This window comes from Pseudaquabacterium terrae, assembly GCF_013266755.1.
Classification (GTDB): Bacteria; Pseudomonadota; Gammaproteobacteria; order Burkholderiales; family Burkholderiaceae_C; genus Pseudaquabacterium; species Pseudaquabacterium terrae.
Genome location: NZ_JABRWJ010000015.1, coordinates 45,618 through 64,699 on the forward strand (window position 1 = coordinate 45,618; position 19,082 = coordinate 64,699).

The 19,082-nt window shown below is 67.2% G+C and carries 16 protein-coding genes and 1 tRNA gene; 2 read left to right on the forward strand and 15 right to left on the reverse strand.

The features are described 5' to 3' along the window. Positions 1 to 55: 55 nt before the first annotated feature. The 3 genes from ccsB to HLB44_RS33435 form a co-directional block, all read right to left on the reverse strand. Positions 56 to 1,417 carry a c-type cytochrome biogenesis protein CcsB gene (ccsB, locus tag HLB44_RS33425; RefSeq protein WP_173134059.1) on the reverse strand — a complete coding sequence of 454 codons (1,362 nt, stop codon included), beginning with the start codon at positions 1,415 to 1,417 and terminating at the stop codon, positions 56 to 58. Beyond that, a complete protein-coding gene (locus HLB44_RS33430) occupies positions 1,414 to 3,558 on the reverse strand; it encodes a cytochrome c biogenesis protein ResB (protein ID WP_425500891.1) in 2,145 nt (714 codons plus the stop codon). The genes ccsB and HLB44_RS33430 overlap by 4 nt, the downstream gene beginning before the upstream one ends. Before the next feature lie 86 nt (positions 3,559 to 3,644). Next, positions 3,645 to 4,265 (reverse strand): c-type cytochrome, encoded by a 621-nt coding sequence (locus HLB44_RS33435; protein ID WP_173134062.1) that lies wholly within the window; start codon positions 4,263 to 4,265, stop codon positions 3,645 to 3,647. Between the two features lie 59 nt (positions 4,266 to 4,324). Here HLB44_RS33435 and yihA point away from each other — a divergent pair, with 59 nt between their 5' ends. Then, positions 4,325 to 5,038, forward strand: a complete 714-nt coding sequence (gene yihA, locus HLB44_RS33440) for a ribosome biogenesis GTP-binding protein YihA/YsxC (protein ID WP_173134065.1) — start codon at positions 4,325 to 4,327, stop codon at positions 5,036 to 5,038. Between the two features lie 16 nt (positions 5,039 to 5,054). On the opposite strand, the gene HLB44_RS33445 is transcribed toward yihA, so the two are convergent. Further along, positions 5,055 to 7,292 (reverse strand): patatin-like phospholipase family protein, encoded by a 2,238-nt coding sequence (locus HLB44_RS33445; RefSeq protein WP_246312618.1) that lies wholly within the window; start codon positions 7,290 to 7,292, stop codon positions 5,055 to 5,057. Between the two features lie 32 nt (positions 7,293 to 7,324). Then, a complete protein-coding gene (locus tag HLB44_RS33450; protein WP_173134071.1) occupies positions 7,325 to 8,869 on the reverse strand; it encodes a DUF1631 family protein in 1,545 nt (514 codons plus the stop codon). Positions 8,870 to 9,095: 226 nt separating this feature from the next. Between HLB44_RS33450 and HLB44_RS33455 the strand changes: the two genes are divergently transcribed. After that, complete coding sequence (locus tag HLB44_RS33455; RefSeq protein ID WP_173134074.1) at positions 9,096 to 9,953, forward strand: choice-of-anchor L family PEP-CTERM protein; 858 nt, start codon at positions 9,096 to 9,098, stop codon at positions 9,951 to 9,953. A 142-nt stretch (positions 9,954 to 10,095) separates the two neighbouring features. On the opposite strand, the gene groL is transcribed toward HLB44_RS33455, so the two are convergent. The 10 genes from groL to ispB form a co-directional block, all read right to left on the reverse strand. Then, positions 10,096 to 11,739 carry a chaperonin GroEL gene (groL, locus tag HLB44_RS33460; RefSeq protein ID WP_173134076.1) on the reverse strand — a complete coding sequence of 548 codons (1,644 nt, stop codon included), beginning with the start codon at positions 11,737 to 11,739 and terminating at the stop codon, positions 10,096 to 10,098. A gap of 54 nt (positions 11,740 to 11,793) precedes the next feature. Next, on the reverse strand, positions 11,794 to 12,084 hold the full coding sequence (groES, locus tag HLB44_RS33465) for a co-chaperone GroES (protein WP_173134078.1): 291 nt from the start codon (positions 12,082 to 12,084) through the stop codon (positions 11,794 to 11,796). Between the two features lie 151 nt (positions 12,085 to 12,235). Further along, positions 12,236 to 12,460 (reverse strand): DNA gyrase inhibitor YacG, encoded by a 225-nt coding sequence (locus HLB44_RS33470; protein WP_173134080.1) that lies wholly within the window; start codon positions 12,458 to 12,460, stop codon positions 12,236 to 12,238. Between the two features lie 10 nt (positions 12,461 to 12,470). Beyond that, on the reverse strand, positions 12,471 to 13,226 hold the full coding sequence (gene zapD / locus HLB44_RS33475) for a cell division protein ZapD (protein ID WP_173134082.1): 756 nt from the start codon (positions 13,224 to 13,226) through the stop codon (positions 12,471 to 12,473). A 77-nt stretch (positions 13,227 to 13,303) separates the two neighbouring features. After that, entirely contained in the window at positions 13,304 to 13,909 is a 606-nt protein-coding gene (gene coaE, locus HLB44_RS33480) for a dephospho-CoA kinase (protein ID WP_173134084.1), read from the reverse strand. Between the two features lie 4 nt (positions 13,910 to 13,913). Continuing rightward, on the reverse strand, positions 13,914 to 14,846 hold the full coding sequence (locus HLB44_RS33485; protein ID WP_173134086.1) for a prepilin peptidase: 933 nt from the start codon (positions 14,844 to 14,846) through the stop codon (positions 13,914 to 13,916). A 6-nt stretch (positions 14,847 to 14,852) separates the two neighbouring features. Further along, a complete protein-coding gene (locus HLB44_RS33490; protein WP_173134088.1) occupies positions 14,853 to 16,073 on the reverse strand; it encodes a type II secretion system F family protein in 1,221 nt (406 codons plus the stop codon). Between the two features lie 52 nt (positions 16,074 to 16,125). Next, positions 16,126 to 17,841, reverse strand: coding sequence for a type IV-A pilus assembly ATPase PilB (pilB, locus tag HLB44_RS33495; RefSeq protein ID WP_173134237.1), 1,716 nt, complete (start codon positions 17,839 to 17,841; stop codon positions 16,126 to 16,128). 169 nt (positions 17,842 to 18,010) lie between these two features. Next, a tRNA-Pro gene (locus HLB44_RS33500) sits at positions 18,011 to 18,087 on the reverse strand. A 49-nt stretch (positions 18,088 to 18,136) separates the two neighbouring features. Beyond that, the gene (gene ispB, locus HLB44_RS33505; RefSeq protein ID WP_173134239.1) at positions 18,137 to 19,078 is read right to left on the reverse strand and encodes an octaprenyl diphosphate synthase; all 942 of its coding nucleotides are present in this window, start codon (positions 19,076 to 19,078) and stop codon (positions 18,137 to 18,139) included. Positions 19,079 to 19,082: the final 4 nt, after the last annotated feature.

Genomic DNA, 19,082 nt, shown 5'->3' on the forward strand with positions numbered 1-19,082 from the left:
CGGGCTCCTTGTCTACTGCTTCAGTCGGGTGGGAGCCTCGAGCCTTACGCCAAGTTCAAAGTTCGCCGTACGAGTGCAGCCCGGACAGGAACATGTTGACGCCCAGGAACGCAAAGCTGGTGACCAGCAGACCGGCCAGCGCCCACCACGCCGACATCGTGCCGCGCAGGCCCTTCATCAGGCGCATGTGCAGCCAGGCCGCGTAGTTCAACCAGACGATCAGTGCCCAGGTCTCCTTCGGATCCCAGCTCCAGTAGCCGCCCCAGGCTTCGGCAGCCCAGAAGGCGCCGAGGATGGTGGCGATGGTGAAGAACGCGAAGCCGACGGCGATGGACTTGTACATCACGTCGTCGAGCACCTCGGGCGCCGGCAGGCGCGCGGCGATGCGGCGGCGGCCGGCGAGGATGCCGCCGACGATCAGGATGGCGACACCGAAATACACGGCCCAGTAGCTCGACAGCCCGGCGATCGCATTTCTGCGGAAAACGACGGGTTGCAGGCACAGCACGATGCCCATCAGCGCCAGCGGCGCCAGCTTCCACCAGTTCGTCTCGCCGGCTTGGCGCTGCACCAGGTAGGCGAAGGCGACCATCGCGGCGAGCGAGAAGGTGCCGTAGCCGATGAAGTTCGCGGGCACGTGCAGCTTCATCCACCAGCTCTGCAGGGCCGGGACCAGCGGCTGGATCTGGTGCGCATCACGCGCCACCGTGTACCAGGCCAGGAAGCCGACCGCCGCCGAGACCACCAGCATCACGAAAGCGCCCAGCGCGCGCGTCTTGTAGTGCTGCTCGTAGTACAGGTAGAAGGCGGCAGTCAGCCAGCAGAACAGCACGAACACCTCGTACAGGTTGCTGACGGGGATGTGGCCGATGTCGGGGCCGATCTGGTGGCTCTCGTACCAGCGCACCAGCGTGCCGGTGAGCGCCATGAAGACGCCGGCCCAGGCCATCAGCGAGCCCAGGCGCTGCGCGCTGTTGTCGTCGGACCGCACGAACAGGCCGATCCAGTACATCGCGGTGCTCATGAAGAACAGCACGCCCATCCAGAGGATCGCGCTCTGGCTCGACAGGAAGTACTTCAGCAGGAAGACGTTCTCGGCCTGCGCCAGGTCGGCACCGAAGCCGTCGCTGGTGCGGCTGTACAGCGCCACCGCCAGCAGCGCGGCGGCGCCGACGCCGACCGACAGCGCCCGCAGCGAACGCCAGAACCAGCCCAGCGCGATCAGCGCCGGCACGGCGCCGACGAGGATCGCCTGCTCGTAGCCGTCCATCGACGCCTGGTAGCGGCGGAACGCATAGGCCGCGCCGGCGGCGATCGCCAGCGCGAACAGCCAATCGCCGAGGTTGCGCCGCGCCAGCAGCCCGGGGCGGCCGAGGGCGATCGTCGTGGCAGTGGTGGAGGTTGTCGTGGTGTTCATCGCGCTTCCTCGTCGGTCGCGGGTTCGTCGGGCAGGGCGTCGTGCAGCAGCGCGGTCTTCAGCGATTCAAATTCGGCATCGGCATCGAGTGTGCGCCGAGTCGTCGACAGCGCGGCACGCATTCGCGTGCCGCCGCCCGAGTCCGGTTGGAGCCAGATCCACAGGCGCCGTTCCCGGATGTACAGCATCGCGAAGACGCCGATGATCAGCAGCGCCGCGCCGAGGTAGACCAGCTTCTGCCCCGGCGCGCGCGCGACCTGGAACACGCTGGCCTGGACCTGCTTGAAATCGCTCAGCTGCAGCAGCACCGGCGCCGGATAGAACGTCGCGTCGGACAGCGACAGCACGGCCTGCTGCATGAAGCGCGCGCTGGCCTCGTCGCTGGTCATCGGCTTGACGCCAGCCTGCTCGCGCGACAGGTTCGCCAGCTCGAACAGCGTGCCGTTGAGGATGCGCAGCAGCACCTCGGAAATGCGCGTGCGCTCGGCCTCCGGCACCGTCGACTCGATGAACTGTGCCAGCGCGTTCAGGCCCGATTGGGTCGCGCCCTGCGCAGCGCCGCTGCCGGCGAATAGCTGCAGCACGCGCTGGGCGGTGACCAGCAGCTGATCGGCCATCTGCGGCTTGTCGGCCGGCGTCGCCAGCGCCACGTAGCGGCGCGCGGCCTGCTCGCGCAGCGCCGGGTTGGCCAGCGCTGCCTTCAGGCGCAGCCAGCCGTCGAGGTTGCCCTGGTCGTCGGCCGGCATGCGCAGGTAGCGGAAGGGCTCGGCCGGCGTGTCGCGAACGCCGGCCAGGAACAGCGATTGGCCCTCCATCTGCACCGGCAGCATGTAGTTGTTGTACTCGCGCGCCTGGCCGCTGGCGTCGCGCAGCTTGTAGCTGAACGACGGGCCGACGTTGCGCAGCGTCTTGTCCTTCGTCGTCTTGGCGCCCGAGCCGAGGTGCTTGTCGAGCGAGCTGACCAGGTCGACCTTGCGCACGTCGGTGGCGCTGTTGTCGGCGCTGCCCGCGCTGTCGAGGTTCTCGACGTTGATCACGCGCAGCCCGGTGAATTCGATCGTCAGCTTCTGGTCGCCGTTGGTCAGCGACGTCGAGCCGCCGACCGTCGATTCGATCGGGAAGCGCTGGCCGCCGGCCGTCATCGGCAGCGCCTGCACCGTCAGCTGCGAGCCGCCGTCATCGAAGCTGCTCTGGTAGATCGCGACGCCGCGGTGGAAGGCCGGCTCGTTGACCTTGACGGTGGCCTCCTTGCGCTCGCCGCTCGCGCGATCGTGGATCACGATGTCGCTGGCGAAGAGCTTGGGCATGCCGGTGTCGTAGAAGTCGACCTTGAACTTCTTCAGCTCGATGTCGAACGGCAGCTCCTGCAGCACGATGCCGTCGGACATGTTGAGCACCGCGACGCCGGCGCGCGCGCCTTCGGTGACCAGCAGGTTGCCGCGGAAGGTGGGGTTGCGCTCGGACAACCGGTGCTGCGGCGCGACGTCGCGGATCAAGCCGCCGCCCGCATAGGTGCTCTTGCCGAGCAGCGCCATCTGCGTGCGCACGATCAGGTCGCCGTCGAGCAGCCCGCCGATGCAGATCAGCACGATCGCCGAGTGCGCGGCGAGGTAGCCGAGCTTGTTCGCCACGCCCTTGCGCGCGGCGACCATCGTGCCGCCTTCGCGCACCTGCGCACGCGCCTGCCAGCCATGCGACGCGAGCAGGGCCGAGGCGCGCTGCAGCGCGGCGTCCGGGGCCAGCGCCAGCCGCCCGTGGGCGCGGTGATGGAAGGCCATCAGCGCCTGCTCGCGCACCGATTCCTTGTAGCTGCGCAGGTCGGCAACGATCTTCGGCGCGTTGCGCGCGATGCACAGGCTGGTCGAGACCACCAGGAAGGCGAGGATCAGCAGGAACCACGGCGTGCTGTAGATCGCATAGAGCCCCACCGCGCCGAAGGCCTCGGCCCAGAACGGACCGAACTGGTTGACGTAGTTGTTGTACGGCTCGTTCTGCTTGACGACGGTGCCGATGATCGACGCGATGCAGATCAGCACGAACAGCGCGATCGCGAAGCGCATCGAGGACACCAGCTCGAACGCATCGCGCACCGCGTGCGACGGCTGCTCGCGCGGCGCGGTGCCGGAAGGGGCGGGAAGCATGGGGCGGATTATCCGGTTCGAAGACGCGAAAACGCCGAGGGCCGGTCAGTGACCGGCCCTCGTGCAGGAAAAGGGGGAGTCTGCAGTCAGCGCAGCCCGGCCATGTAGTCGGCGACGGCGCGGATCTCGCGATCGCTCATCTTCTGCGCGACCTGCTGCATCTGCGTCGAGTTGCCGCGCTTGCCGTCGCGGAAGGCCATCAGCTGCGCTTCGGTGTAGTCGGCGTGCTGGCCGCCCAGGCGCGGGTACTGCGCCGGGATGCCGGCGCCGCTCGGGCTGTGGCAGCCGGCGCAGGCTGGGACCTGCTTGTCGGCGATGCCACCGCGGTAGATCTTCTCGCCCAGCGTCACCGATTGCTTGTTGCGGGCGACGCCCGGCTTGGTGTCCTTGGCCGCGTAGAACGCGGCGACGTTCTTCAGGTCGGCTTCCGACAGCGGCGCGACCATGCCCTGCATCACCGGATTCAGCCGCTTGCCTTCCTTGAACTCGGCCAGCTGCTTGAACAGGTAGTCGCGATGCTGGCCGGCGATGATCGGATTGGCCGGCGTGCCGCGCGTGCCATCGGCGGTGTGGCAGGCGGCGCACACCTGCTTCGAGATCGCCTCGCCCTTGGCCAGGTCCGGCTTGGCGGCAGCGGCGGGGGCGTCGGCGGCGAGGGCGGGCGCGGCCAGCGCGGCCAGCAACGTCAGGGCGAGCATCGACTTCATGTCGGGATGAACCTTGGATGGGTGCGGGTAGGCAAAACCGAGCGATTTTACAATGCTCCATGACCTCTCCCGACCGCGCGCCCTCCAAGCCCACCGATCCGGCCGGTGCCACCGCCGAAGAACGCGCGGCGCTGGGCTGGACGCACAGCGCACGTTTCCTGACCACCGCCAGCCGGCTCGACCAACTTCCGCCACCCGACCGGCCCGAAACAGCCTTCGTCGGCCGCAGCAATGCGGGCAAGTCGACGGCCATCAATACGCTGGCGCAGGTGCGGCGGCTCGCGTTCGCATCGAAGACGCCGGGCCGCACGCAGCACATCAACCTGTTCGAGCTCGGCCCCCCGGATGCGCCCGACGCGCTGTGGACCGACCTGCCGGGCTACGGCTATGCCGCCGTCGCGCGCGATGCGAAGCTGCGCTGGCAGCAGGTGATGGCCGATTACCTCGCGCACCGCAGCGCGCTGGCCGGCGTCGTGATGATGGTCGATTCGCGCCATGGTTTCACGCCGCTCGACCGCCAGCTGCTCGACTTCGTCGCCCAGCGCGTCGGCAACGGCGAGGTCAAGCTGCTGGTGCTGCTGACCAAGGCCGACAAGTTGAGCCGCAACGAGGGCGCGAAGGCGCTGATGGCGGCGCAGAAGGTGCTGGGTGAGCTGGCGACCGATGCGGCCGACATCAGCATCACACTGTTCTCGGCCCTGACGCGGCAGGGGTTGGGCGACGCCGCGGTGACGCTGCATGCATGGAACCGTCGGTCGAGAGCTTCGACCTGACGCTGCCGCACGGCTTTCAGGGCCTGCCGATGAACAGCACGACGCCCGGCACGCCGCGCGGTGCGTAGGTGAAGCCGAGGTAGAGCGGGCCGATGCCGGTGTCGGCGCCGACGAACAGGCTCATGCCGCTGCGCAGCGAGCCCAGGCGCACGTCGCGGCGCTCGGCCCAGGCGTTGCCGAGCTCCAGCGAGCCGCCGATGAAGAAGCCGCGCGTCAGCGTCGGCGCCTGCGTGAGCCGGCGGTACCAGGTCAGACGCGTCAACAGCACGTTGTTGCCGCTCAGTTGGCCGCTCTGATAACCCGATAGCTGGTGGAAGCCGCCGAGCGAATAGCGCTGGATGCTGTCGCCGCGGCGCTGGCCGGCCATCAGCAGCGTGCCGTGCAGATTGACGGTGTGGGCGCCGAAGCTGCGCGCGCCGGTGGCGTGCAGCTCGATGCGCGTGAAGTCGCCGCGCAGGTCGCCGCTGCGCCGGCCCCACGCGAGCTCGCTGTCGAGGCGGTAGCCGGACTGCGGGAAGCTCGCGAAGTCGAGCTGGTCGATCACCACGCGGGCGCGCAAGCCGTTCTCGGCGAAGTGCAGCCGTTGTGTCGGCCCCTGGAAGCCGGCGCCGATGACGATCGGCACGGCACGCAGCCCGAGCGTCGACCAGCCCAGCCGCAGCTCGCCGAATTCACCCCACGGCTGGCCGATGTCGATGCCGCTGAAGAACAGGTCGCGCCGGAACACGGCGTCCTCGTCGCCGGTGTCGGCGGCGTAGATCGGCTGGCGGCGGCGTTCGACGCCGGTGTAGCCGGCGACGAACCAGTCGTCGGCGCGTGACGAGGTCCACAGCAGCGGGTGGTACAGCTCGGTGAACAGCCCCGGCGCCTCGCCGATCTGCACGCGGTTGCGCCACTCGGTGCCGTTCTTCGTCAGCCAGTGCCGGTTGTGGCTGAGCTTCAGCGTGAAGGCGCTGCGGCCGCGGAAATCGGTGCTCAGGTCGAGCCCGGCGCGCAGGTAGTGAGGGCCCCAGGACTTGTCCTCGAGGTCGAAGACCAGGCCGTCGCCACTGGCTTCGCGCACCAGCTGGAAGTCGGCGCGCACATAGTCGCCGCCGCCGGCCAGGCGCTTCGCGTCCAGCTCGGCGCGCGCGGCGTCGAACGCCTGGCCCGGCTTCGACTCGAGCATCTGCTGCAGGCGCTCGGGGTTGGTCCGCGTCGTGCCCTCGATGCGCACGAAGGCCAGCCGCGTCGGCTCGAGCGAGCGCGCGGCATGGCCGGCGCGCCACGCGGCGTAGGCGCGGGCATCCAGGCCCAGCCGCGACAGCTGTTCGCTGCGGCCGCGCGCGCCGGCGTCGCCGAGTGCGATCAGCTGCCGCACCTGCGCGAAGTCCGATGAGCTCAGGCGGCCGAGCGACGGCGCGATCAGCACGTCCTGCGCCGCCAGCGACGCCAGGCTGCGCTGCACGTTCTGCTCGGTCAGGATGTTGATCATCTGCTGCGTCAGGCCGAGCGCCGAGCCGAAGCTCTCGCGGCCGGCCAGCGGCGTGCCGATGTTGACGACGATCACCACCTCGGCACCGAGCGCACGCACCACGTCCACCGGCGTGTTGTTGACCAGACCGCCGTCGCCGAGGATGCGGCCGTCGACCTCGGTCGGCGCGAAGACGCCGGGCACGCTCATGCTCGAGCGCAGCGCCAGCGCCAGGTCGCCGCGGTCGAGGATCACCGCCGCGCCGGTTTCCATGTCGGTGGCGACGGCGCGGAAGGCGATCGGCAGCTCGTCGAAGGTTTTGGCGGCGCGCACCGGCAGCGTGTAGCGGCGCAGCAGCGATTCGAGGCCACGGCTGGACACCGCGCCTTGCGGCGTGCGCAGCTCGCCGTCGCGGTAGCCCAGCTCGATCAGCGGCGAGATCTCGAAGTCCTCTTCCTTGCGCCGCTGCGAGAGATGGCGGCGCTCGATGCGCGGCGAGAAGACCTCGTCCCAGTGCACCTGAAGCAGCTCGCGCTCGAGCTCGTCGGCCTGCATGCCGCTGGCGTACAGGCCGCCGACGATGGCGCCCATCGAGGTGCCGGCGATCACGTCGATCGGCACCTGCATCTGTTCCAGCACCTTCAGCACGCCGACGTGCGCCAGTCCGCGCGCGCCGCCGCCGGACAGCACGAGCCCGATCTTCGGGCGCCGTGCTTCAACGCCGCGCGCGGCATCGGCTGGCGCGGCGGCGGCGATCGTCGACAGGCCTGCGAGACAGGCCAGCGCAGCCAGAAGCGGCATCACCGCGCGCCCGGCCCACGCCGCGCTGCGCATCAGCGCGTGATGGGGGGCATCGAGCGCAGCACGCGGTCGGCCGCGGCGCGCACCAGCGAACGCGGCCGCACCGGCAGCGCCAGCTGCGCGGCCGCCAGGCGTTCGATCGCCCGCAGGCGCAGCGCCCAGTGGCGCGGCGTCGCCGCATCGCGCAGCAGCCAGGTGTCGCCGCTGCGATCGAACCACAACAGCTGCATCAGCCGCCAGTCGCCCTGCAGGTAGGCGCGCAGGTGCTCGCCGAGCTGCAGCACGATCGGCTGGTTGGCGCTGGCCGGCGAGATCGTGGCCTCGTCCGGCAGCAGCTCTGCCGGCACGGTGTCCATCGTCTCGATGTCCAGCGTCTGCTCCGCCGGGTCGGTCGTCTGCTGCAGGCTGCTGATCTCCGGCTGGGCGACCAGCAGCGCGCGCTCGAAGCTGTGGCGCTCGTAGGCGGTGACGCGTTCGAGGGCCCATTCGAACCGTGCGACGTCGGCGGCACTGTCCGCGACGAGGTGGTCGACGAGCTGGCGGGCGAAGGCCAGCCAGCGCTCGAGCTCGATCGTGTGCGCCGTCGCGATGCCGAAGGCGAGCCGGTCCATGAAGCGCCAGACCGCGTGATCGTAGTCGTCGAGCATCGACGCGTCCTGCACCGCGAGGCGCAGGGCCGTCGGATGCAGCCGCAGCAGCAAGGCCATGCACGGCGGTGACAGCAACCGGTCGGACTGGATCGCGTCGAACAGGCGCGACAGCAGGTCGATCAGCTGCTGATCGATGCGCGGGCCGGCGCTGAGCGCGCCATGCACGCTGGGCGTCGGCTCGCCGAGCGGCGCCGGCAAGCTGTGGCGGATCTGCTGCAGGCTGACCGGAACCGAGGACGGCGGCGCTTCGTGATGCACCGGGCCCCGGGTGGTCGGTGAGACGACGATGGTGCGGTAGACCGCTGGCTCGACCCCCTGGTCCTCGAGTCGGCTGCAGGCCGCGGCATAACCCTGGCGCAGCGTCCGCGCCAGCATGTCGGCGCCGTCATGCAGCAACGCGGCCTGGCCGCCCCGGCTCATCGGCAGGCATTGCGCCCCCTGCCACAGGGCCCGCACATAGGCCTCGGGGCGGAACGGATTGGTGTCCTTCGAGACGTTGAAGTCGCCGACCAGCGCGGAGGTGAACGCCTGCAACTCGCGCAGCTCGAACTCGGCCATCGACTTGATGCGTTCGATGGCGCGCGAGATCTCGATGTCGACGGTCACTTCGTCTTCGTCGATCAAGGACAGCTCGAGCTTCGGCGCGGGCGCCGGTGCGGCAGGCGCGCCGCCGGGCGCCGGGGCGGGCGGCGCGGTGCCCCGATGGGCTGCGATTTGCTGGCGCAGCGCCCTCACGGCCGCGGCGACGAGATCGCCGCGATGGTTCTGCAGCACGCGCGGTGCGTCGATGCCGTGACGCAGCCCCTGGCCCATCGACTTGCGCCACATTTCGAGCACGGCATCGACGACCTGATCGAACAGCAAGGGCGCGCGCAGCATCTCGTCGTCGACGAAATCCTGCAGGGTGGGGCGGCGGTTCGGCTGCATGTGTTGCTGGGCGGGATTATGCGTCGCGCGCCACGCACGACTGCCGGCGCTCCCGGCACACCGAGATCAGGGGTGTCGACAGGCCTTACATCAGGCCGGGACACGGTTCGATACGAGTCGGTAACTCATTGATCGATCGGTACTTTCTCTTGATGGCACAGAGTTTGCTGTTTGTCGAGCGGATTGGGCCGCCAGGCTACCCAAAACTCACCAGGAGAATCAGATGATGTTCAAGCAGATCGCCGCCGCTTGCGCTCTGGCCGCTGCAGCGGTTGGCGCTCAGGCTGTTGCTGTGACAAGCACCAAGAACGCCGACACGCTTGCCACGGCCATCGTCGGCGCGGGCATCTCGTTCAGCAATGCGACCCTGACCTCCGGGCTGAGCTCGCCTTCGGGGACATTCACGGGCGGCGGAACGGGCGCGCTTGCGCCGGTCGGCTTCGATACCGGCATCGTCTTGACGACGGGCACGACCGATTGCGTCCCTGCCTCGACCGGACCGAGCGGACCGAATGCACTGACCGATTGCACCGGCGACGGTGGCGGCGCCACGGTATTGCCCAACGGTGAGACGGTCTTCGACTTTACGTCCCTGAAGTTCGATTTCGAGTCGGACACGGGCAAGGTGTTCTTCAAGTACGTCTTCGCGTCGGAGGAGTACACGGACTTCGTGGGCCAAGGCTTCAACGACAAGTTCGAGTTGTTGCTCAACGGCGTCAACATCGCGACGGTGCCGGGTGGTCCGGTGGAAGTCGACAACATCAACTGCACGACCAACTCGAATCTCTACCGTAACAACGCGCGTCCCGAAGAAATCAACAACTGCGCGAGCCTCGGCCTGGACATCGAGTACGACGGGCTGACGGTGGTGCTGAAGGCGAGTGGCCTGTTGGTCAACGCCGTCAACACGTTCGAGTTCCGCATCTACGACCGAGGCGATGATGCACTGGACTCGGCCGTCTTCATCGAGGCAGGTTCGTTCACGAGCGTTGATCCGGATCCCGTGCCCGAGCCGGGGACGCTGGTCCTGGCCGGTGTTGCGCTCGCCGGGCTGGCAGCGGCTTCGCGTCGTCGCCGCACCTGATCCATCTGTTGCCCGCCGTGCAGGTGGGCAAGAAGCACAAAGGGCGCCAAGGCGCCCTTTGTGCTTTCTGGCTCTCGCGACAAAGAAAAAAACCCTCCCGAACAGCGTTCGGGAGGGTTTGTGCGAGCTGTCCGGGCAGGACTTACATGTCCATGCCCATGCCGCCCATGCCGCCCATGCCGCCGCCGCCCGGCATCGGGGTGTCTTCCTTCGGCGCTTCGGCGACCATCGCTTCGGTCGTCAGCATCAGGCCGGCGACCGACGCGGCGTTCTGCAGCGCGGTGCGGGTGACCTTGGTGGGATCCAGGATGCCCATCTCGATCATGTCGCCGTAGGTGTCGTTGGCGGCATTGAAGCCGAAGTTGCCCTTGCCTTCCAGCACCTTGTTGATCACCACGCTCGGCTCGCCACCGGCGTTGGCGACGATTTCGCGCAGCGGCTGCTCGATCGCGCGCAGCACGATCTTGATGCCGGCGTCCTGGTCGGTGTTGTCGCCCTTGATCGAGCCGATCGCGGCGCGTGCGCGCAGGAACGCGACGCCGCCACCCGCCACGATGCCTTCTTCGACGGCAGCGCGCGTGGCGTGCAGCGCATCTTCGACGCGGGCCTTCTTTTCCTTCATCTCGACTTCGGTCGCGGCGCCGACCTTGATCACCGCCACGCCGCCGGCCAGCTTGGCCACGCGCTCCTGGAGCTTTTCGCGGTCGTAGTCGCTGGTCGCTTCCTCGATCTGTACGCGGATCTGCTTGACACGCGCTTCGATGTCGGCCGCGGCACCGTTGCCGTCGATCAGCGTGGTGTTCTCCTTGCCCACCTCGACGCGCTTGGCCTGGCCCAGATCCGCCAGCGTGACCTTCTCGAGCGTCAGGCCGACTTCTTCGGCGATGACCTTGCCGCCGGTCAGGATCGCGATGTCTTCGAGCATCGCCTTGCGACGATCACCGAAGCCCGGTGCCTTGACGGCGACGACCTTCAGGATCCCGCGGATCGTGTTGACGACCAGGGTCGCCAGCGCTTCGCCTTCAACTTCCTCGGCGATGATCAGCAGCGGACGGCCGCTCTTGGCCACCTGCTCCAGCGTCGGCAGCAGGTCGCGGATGTTGCTGATCTTCTTGTCGTACAGCAGCACGAACGGATTCTCGAGCACCGCCGACTGCTTGTCCGGGTTGTTGATGAAGTACGGCGACAGGTAACCGCGGTCGAACTGCATGCCTTCGACGACGTCGAGCTCGTTGTTCAGGCTCTTGCCGTCTTCGACGGTGATGACGCCTTCCTTGCCGACCTTGTCCATCGCGTCGGCGATGATCTTGCCGATCGACTCGTCGGAGTTCGCCGAGATCGAGCCGACCTGGCTGATTTCCTTGCTGGTCGTCGTCGGCTTCGAGGCCTTCTTCAGCTCTTCGGTCAGGGCCAGCACGGCCTTGTCGATGCCGCGCTTCAGGTCCATCGGGTTCATGCCGGCGGCGACGAACTTCATGCCTTCGCGCACGATCGACTGAGCCAGCACGGTCGCGGTGGTGGTGCCGTCACCGGCGTTGTCGCTGGTCTTGGAAGCGACTTCCTTGACCATCTGCGCGCCCATGTTCTGGAGCTTGTCCTTGAGCTCGATCTCCTTGGCGACCGAGACACCGTCCTTCGTGACGGTGGGGGCGCCGAACGAGCGCTCGAGCACCACGTTGCGGCCCTTCGGGCCCAGCGTGACCTTGACCGCGTTGGCCAGAATGTTCACGCCTTCGACCATGCGGTGGCGCGCGTCAGCGCCGAAGACCACGTCTTTTGCTGCCATGTCTATTTCTCCGAATTCAGTGCTTGGGGTTCAGGCGGGGGAGCCTCGGCCGATTTACTTCTCGACGACGGCGAAGAGGTCTTCCTCGCGCATCACCAGCAGCTCGTCACCGTCGACCTTGACAGTCTGGCCGCTGTACTTGCCGAACAGCACACGGTCGCCGACCTTGACGTTCAGGGCCACGAAGTCGCCCTTGTCGTTGCGCTTGCCCGGACCGATCGCCAGCACCTCGCCCTGGTCGGGCTTCTCGGCGGCGTTGTCGGGGATCACGATGCCCGAGGCGGTCTTGGTTTCTTGTTCGAGGCGCTTGACGATCACGCGATCGTGCAACGGACGAAGTTTCATCGCATCTCCTTGATGTGTCTCAGTCAACCGGAAACGACAGGCGCCCAGGGACGGGCGCCGGTCAAATGGCTGTGCCGGAGAGAGTTCCGGCTGTTAGCACTCGCAAGCCGCGAGTGCTAGCAATCGGATTATAGGGACGGCCCGCCAGGCTTCAAGAGCTTGTCGGAGGCGGATCGTCGTCGTCGCTCGGATCGGGCGGGGCCGCGACGCGGTAGCGTTCGGTGGCCCACGCGCCGAGATCGACATTGCGGCAGCGCTCGCTGCAGAAGGGGCGCCAGCGGTTCGACGGTGCGAACAGCGACGGCCCGCCGCAACTGGGGCAGGGCACTTTCCTGGCCGCGGGCAGGCCGTCCCGGCCAGGGATCGTCGTGCTCATCGTCGCGTCCTCAGGCGCACAGCGCGAGCTCCAGCGGCAGGTCCTCGCTGGCCGGCCGCAGCCGGCCGTCGGGTTCGCAACGCATCAGACGGATCGATACCATCAGCCGATGCCCGCTGATTTCGGGCACCAGCCCGGCCGCCTCGTCGATGCGCAGCCGCAGCAGCTGGTAGGCGCGCCCGGGTGCGATGCCTTGCTGATACTGCCCGCCGTTGGTGAAGACCTTGTGCGGCGCACCCGTGTCACGCAAAAGCTGCAGCAGCAACTGCACCGCCTCGGCCATCGGAGCCAGTGTCGCTACCCACGCCTGCAGGTCGGCGCGGCGGCGGGTGCCGTCGAGCTGCTGCCAGGCGTAGTAGGCCGGCAGGTCGAATTCGCAGGTGCCTGCCGGGATGCTGATCCGGCTGCGCACGCTCATCAACCACTCGTTGGTGCTCAGCGACACCCCGGCCTTGCCGGACTGGTGGTTGAGACCGTCGAAAGCATGCTCGATGCGGGTAATGACGCCATCGAGTGCTGCCTGCGAGACCTGCGGATTGCTGCGGTAACCGACCAACTGCGCCTTGTGGCGCTCGAGCTCCTTCAGCAGCTCCGATTTCAGGTCGGCACGCGACGAGACATCGAGGATCTCGAACAGCGTGACCAGCGCGAAGTGGTGGTCGACCGCCGCATCGCGGGGCAGCAGCTGGCCGAGCCGGTCGAACAGATGCTCGAGCCGCAGCATCGTCCGAATGCTTTCGTTGAACGGATACTCGTAGAGAACCAAGGGGCGTTTCCTCGTCTGACGGCATGCCTCTGGCGCCACCGTCGAGGGATTGTTTCACAGGGGCGTGGCGCGGCGTTTCAAGATAGAACCGCGGTCCAGCGTCGCCACAGCTGGGTGGCGTGTTGCTGCAGCTGGTCGAGCGACAGGCCATCGTTGTGGATCACCGCGTCGGCGATGGCGCGCCGCGCCGAACGCGACGCCTGCTGGCCGATGATCTGCCGCACCTGCTGCTCGTGCCAACCGGCGCGCGCGACGACGCGTTCGACCTGGGTCGGCTCGCTGCAGTCGACTACCGCGATGCGCTGGCAGCGCGCGCGCCAATGGCGCGACTCGGTCAGCAAAGGAACATCGAAGACCACTGCCCCGGTCGTTGCCTCGGCCTGCCGCTGCGCCTCGGCACCGATCAGGGGGTGAAGCAGCGCTTCGAGCCGCTGCCTGGCCGGCGGCTGGGAAAACGCCAGTGCCCGCATCCGAGCCCGGTGCAAACCCCCTTCCGGTTGCTGTTCGATGTCGTCGCCGAACTCGCGGCGCAAGTCAGGCATCGCAGCACCGCCGGGTCCGGTCAGGGCGTGTGCAATCGCGTCGGTATCGATCAAGGTTGCGCCGAGCGACACCCAGATGGCGGCAACGGTGCTCTTGCCGCTGCCGATGCCGCCGGTCAGGCCGATGCGCAGGTCGGCCAAGGGATCAGCCCACCTGCCACAAGCTGCTGAGCTGCGCGCCGAAGAACATCGCTGCGACTCCGCCACCGGCCAGGTACGGGCCGAACGGGATCGGCACGCTGCGCCCGTGACCGCGCGCGACGATCATGAAGATCCCGACGGCTGCCCCGACCACCGACGACAGCAGGATGATCGATGGAAGCGTCTGCCAACCCAGGAGGGCACCGAGCCCGGCAAGCAACTTGAAGTCGCCTTCGGCCATGCCTTCGACGCCACGCAGCAGCTTGTAGGTTCGGGCGACGAACCAGAGCGCAAAGTAGCCGAACAAGGCACCGAGCGCCGCATTCGGCAGCGAGACTGCCGTCCACTGCTGCCAGGCGGCGACCAGTCCGAGGCCGACCAACGGCAGGGTCAGGTCGTCCGGCAGCAGCGTGGTGTCCAGGTCGATGAAGGCCGCTGCGACCAGCACCGCGACCGCCACGCAGTACACCGCGGTGGTGACCGTCGGACCGAACCGCCACGCGACTGCCGCGAACAACACACCCGTCAGCAGCTCGACGATCGGATAGCGCGCCGAGATCGCCGACTTGCAGCCGGCGCACTTACCGCCGAGGCGCAACCAGCCGAGCAGCGGTATGTTCTCGTGCCAGGCGACCGGACGCCCGCATTGCGGGCAGCGCGAACGTGGGCGCGACAGGCTGAGCGGCGGCAACTGCTGCAGCTCGCCCTCGAGCGCCTGACCCACGCCGGCCAGTTCGTCCAGTCGCTTCTTGTTCGGGCCGAGCACGCGTTGCATCGCGGCGCCATCCTGCAGGTACTGCGCGGCATCGCCCAGCCATTCGCGCTCCAGCAGGACCGGCTTGCGATGGATGACCACATTCAGGAAGCTGCCGATCACCAGGCCGAGCACGCCCAGGGCCACCGGGGACAGCAGCCCCTCGAGCACGACACCGTACATGCCGGCTTAAACCACCGCGCCGAGCTTGAAGATCGGCAGGTACATCGCGATCACGATGCCGCCGATCATGACGCCGAGGATCACGATGATGAACGGCTCCATCAGGCTCGACAGGCCCTTGACCATGTCGTCGACTTCTTCCTCGTAGAACTCGGCTGCCTTGGCCAGCATGTGATCGAGCGAACCGGCTTCCTCGCCAATGGCGGTCATCTGCAGCACCATGTTCGGAAACACGCCCGTGCTTTGCATGGCTGTGGTCAGCGCCGAGCCGGTCGAAACGTCGCGCTGAATCTGCTGCGTGGCTTCGGCGTAGACCGCATTGCCCGACGCGCCGCCGACGGAGTCGAGGGCCTCGACCAACGGGACGCCGGCGGCGAACATCGTCGACAGCGTGCGCGTCCAGCGCGCGAGCACGGACTTGTTAATCAGTGCGCCGAAGACCGGGATCCTCAAGAGCAGGCGATCCATCGCCATCTGCATCTTCTCGGAACGCTTCCAGCTCTGCATGAACATGTACCCGCCGCCGATCACCACGCCGAACATGATGTGCCAGTAGGAGACGAAGAACTCCGACATCGTGATCACGGCCAGCGTCGGGGCCGGAAGATCGGCGCCGAAGGACTTGAAGACGTCCTTGAAGGCCGGAATGACCTTGATCATGATCACCGCCAGCACGATGAAGGCCACCACGATCACCGAGATGGGATACATCAGGGCCGACTTGATCTTGTTCTTCAGCGCCATGATCTTTTCCTGGTACATCGCCAGGCGATCCAGCAGCGCTTCCAGGATGCCGCCCGCCTCGCCCGCTTCGACCAAGTTGCAGTAAAGCGCATCGAAGTGCATCGGGTGCTTGCGGAACGCGGCCGACAGGCTGGTGCCGGTTTCGACGTCGCTGCGGATGTCGTTCAGCAGGCGCGTCAGCCTCGGATTCGTCGCGCCGCGCGAGACGATGTCGAAGGACTGCAGCAGCGGCACACCGGCCTTCATCATCGTCGCCAGTTGGCGAGTGAAGAGGGCAATGTCCTTCTGCGAGACCGAGCGGCCGCCGCTGGTGCGCCGCTTCTTCAGCTTCGTCAGCAGAATGCCCTGCCGCCGCAGACTCGCGCTGACCGCCGCCTCGCCGCCGGCGCGAACCTCTCCGCGCACGACCTTGCCGTTCTTGTCGCGCCCCTCCCACTCGAACACCATCTCCTTGATGCTCTTCGCGGCTGCTGCAGTCGCCATGATTGCTCCGACTCTCTCGTGTTTCAGGGGCGGACCGCGGTCCGACGAACGTTCACTCGTTGGTGACGGCGATCACTTCTTCCAGCGTCGTCACGCCCTGTCGGACCTTGACCAGTCCCGACTGGCGCAGGTCGCGCACGCCATCCTTGCGCGCCTGCCCGGCAATGTCGATGGCGGTGCCTTCGGACAGGATGATGCGTTGCTGCGCTTCGGTGATGGGCATCACCTGGTAGATGCCGACGCGACCCTTGTAGCCTGAACTGCAGGCCGAGCAGCCGACCGCCCGGTACGGCTTCCAGCTGCCGTCCAGATCCTCCGGCTGGTAGCCGGCGCGCAGCATCGCCTCGCGCGGGTACTCGGCCAGCTGCTTGCAGTTTTCACACAGGCGTCGCGCCAGGCGCTGCGCCGTGATCAAGATCACGCTCGACGCCACGTTGAACGGCGCGACGCCCATGTTCAACAAACGGGTCAGCGTGGTCGGTGCGTCGTTGGTGTGCAGCGTCGACATCACCATGTGGCCGGTCTGCGCCGCCTTGATCGCGATATCGGCGGTTTCCAGGTCGCGAATCTCGCCGACCATGATGATGTCCGGGTCCTGCCGCAGGAAGGACTTCAGCGCCACCGCGAAGTTCATCCCCGCCTTGTCGTTGACGTTGACCTGGTTGATGCCGGGCAGGTTGATTTCGGCCGGATCTTCGACGGTGGAGATGTTGACGCCTGGCTGGTTCAGGATGTTCAGGCAGGTGTACAAGGAGACGGTCTTGCCCGAGCCCGTCGGGCCGGTGACGAGCACCATGCCATACGGTCGGACGATCGCCGCCATCAAGCGGTCCTTCTCGACCTTTTCGTAGCCCAGCGCTTCGATGCCGAGGCGGGCACTCGATGGGTCGAGGATCCGGATCACGATCTTTTCGCCGAACAGGGTCGGCAAGGTCGAGATCCGGAAGTCGATCGCCTTGCTGCCGAACTTCAGCTTCATCCGGCCGTCCTGCGGCACGCGCTTCTCCGAGATGTCGAGCCGGCTGATGACCTTGATGCGCGAGGCGAGCTTTTCCTTGATCGCGATCGGCGGCTGCGTGATTTCGCGCAGTTCGCCATCGACCCGAAAGCGCACGCGGTAGTGGCTTTCGTAGGGCTCGAAGTGCAGATCGGAGGCGCGCATGTTGATCGCATCGATCAACATCTTCTGCAGGAAGCGCACCACCGGCGCGTCCTCGACATCGGTGGTGACCTCCGCCGACTCCTGTGCCGCGTCGTCCTCGGTGACGTCGAACTCGAAGTCGCTGCCGGCGATGTTCTCCAGCGTCTCACTGGCGCTGGCGCCCTGCGACTCGAGCAAGCGCGCGAGCTTGTCGTATTCGACGATCACCCACTCGGGCGACAGCTGGGTCGCGAACTTGATGCGTTCGCTGGCTTCCTGGTCCGTCGGATCGGCGCCACCGATGAACAACCGGCTGCCGCGTCGCGCGAGCGCGACAATCTGGTACTGCTGCGTGAGCTTGTTGTCGACGATGCCCTTGGGCAGTTTCTCGTAGTCGACCGCATTGAGATCGACAAGGGGCACCGCGAGCGTGGCCGACAACGTGTGCGCGAGGTCGGACGCCGAGATTGCGCCCGAGGCGATCACCGCGGCGACGAAGCCGATCTTGCGGTCGTGCGCCGTCTTCGAGAGATCTTCCGCTGCCTTGCTGCTCAGCTTGCCGGCATGCACCAGTACCCGGGCCGCGCCGGAGAGGCTGGACTGGGGGCTGTCGACTAGTGTGTCCACGCAGGCAGGCTTTTCGCGAAGCAAATAAAGCGGCGATCAAAACATGATCACCGATCCCTTGCGCACTGTAAACCGAAGAAGTCTCCGGTTCCGGGCCGAGTTCACGCGGGCTCGCCGCTTCGGACCCAACATCAGCGGCGCCGACGGCGCCAACCGATCCTTGCAATCCTGGTCGGGGTGAGAGGATTCGAACCTCCGGCCTCTACGTCCCGAACGTAGCGCTCTACCAGGCTAAGCTACACCCCGATGCGGCCCAATCGAGAACGCGGAGCACCCGCGGGCCGTTGACTTCAGGTCAGGAGGATCTCTCCACCGACCGAACACATAATTCTAGCAGAGCTTCGCGGGCCGGCGTGGCGGGCAAGACACAAAGTGCGGCACGCGCCTTGTTCGCCTCTGTCCTGGCCGACTCGCGCGTCGCCTCCAGCGCCCCGGTGCGACGAACGATCGTGATGATGTCGCTCAACCGCTCGTTCTCGCCGTGCTCGATGGCGCCGCGAATCAGCTGGCGCTCGTCAGCACTGCCGCGTTCCATGGCGATCAGCAGCGGCAGCGTCGGTTTCCCTTCCCGGAGGTCGTCGCCGACGTTCTTTCCGAGGGCCTGCGTGTCGCCTTCATAGTCCAGCAGGTCGTCGATCAGCTGGAATGCCGTTCCCAGCGCGCGACCATAGTCGGCGCAGGCCTGCTCCATCAGCGGATCGGCATTGGCGAGCACGGCTCCGAGCTGCGCACTGGCCTCGAACAACTTGGCCGTCTTGTACCGAATCACCCGCAGGTAGTCGTCGACGGCGAGGTCAGGGTCGTGCATGTTCATCAACTGCAGGACCTCGCCTTCGGCGATCACGTTGGTCGCGTCGGCGAGGACCTTCAGCACGCGCATGCGCTCGACGCCGACCATCATCTGGAACGCGCGCGAGTACAGGAAGTCGCCCACCAGCACGCTCGCGGCATTGCCGAACAATGCGTTCGCGGTCTGCCGGCCGCGGCGCAGCGAGGACTCGTCCACCACGTCGTCATGCAGCAGCGTCGCGGTGTGGATGAACTCCACCGTCGCTGCCAATTCAAGGCGCTCGGGTCCCGTGAATCCGAGTGCAGATGCGAACAGCAGCACCAGGCGCGGACGGATGCGCTTGCCGCCGGCGCTGACGATGTAGTGGGCGATCTGGTTGATCAGCACGACATCGGATTGCAGTCGCTGCCGGATGACCTCGTCGACCTGCCGCATCTCGGCGGCCATCGGA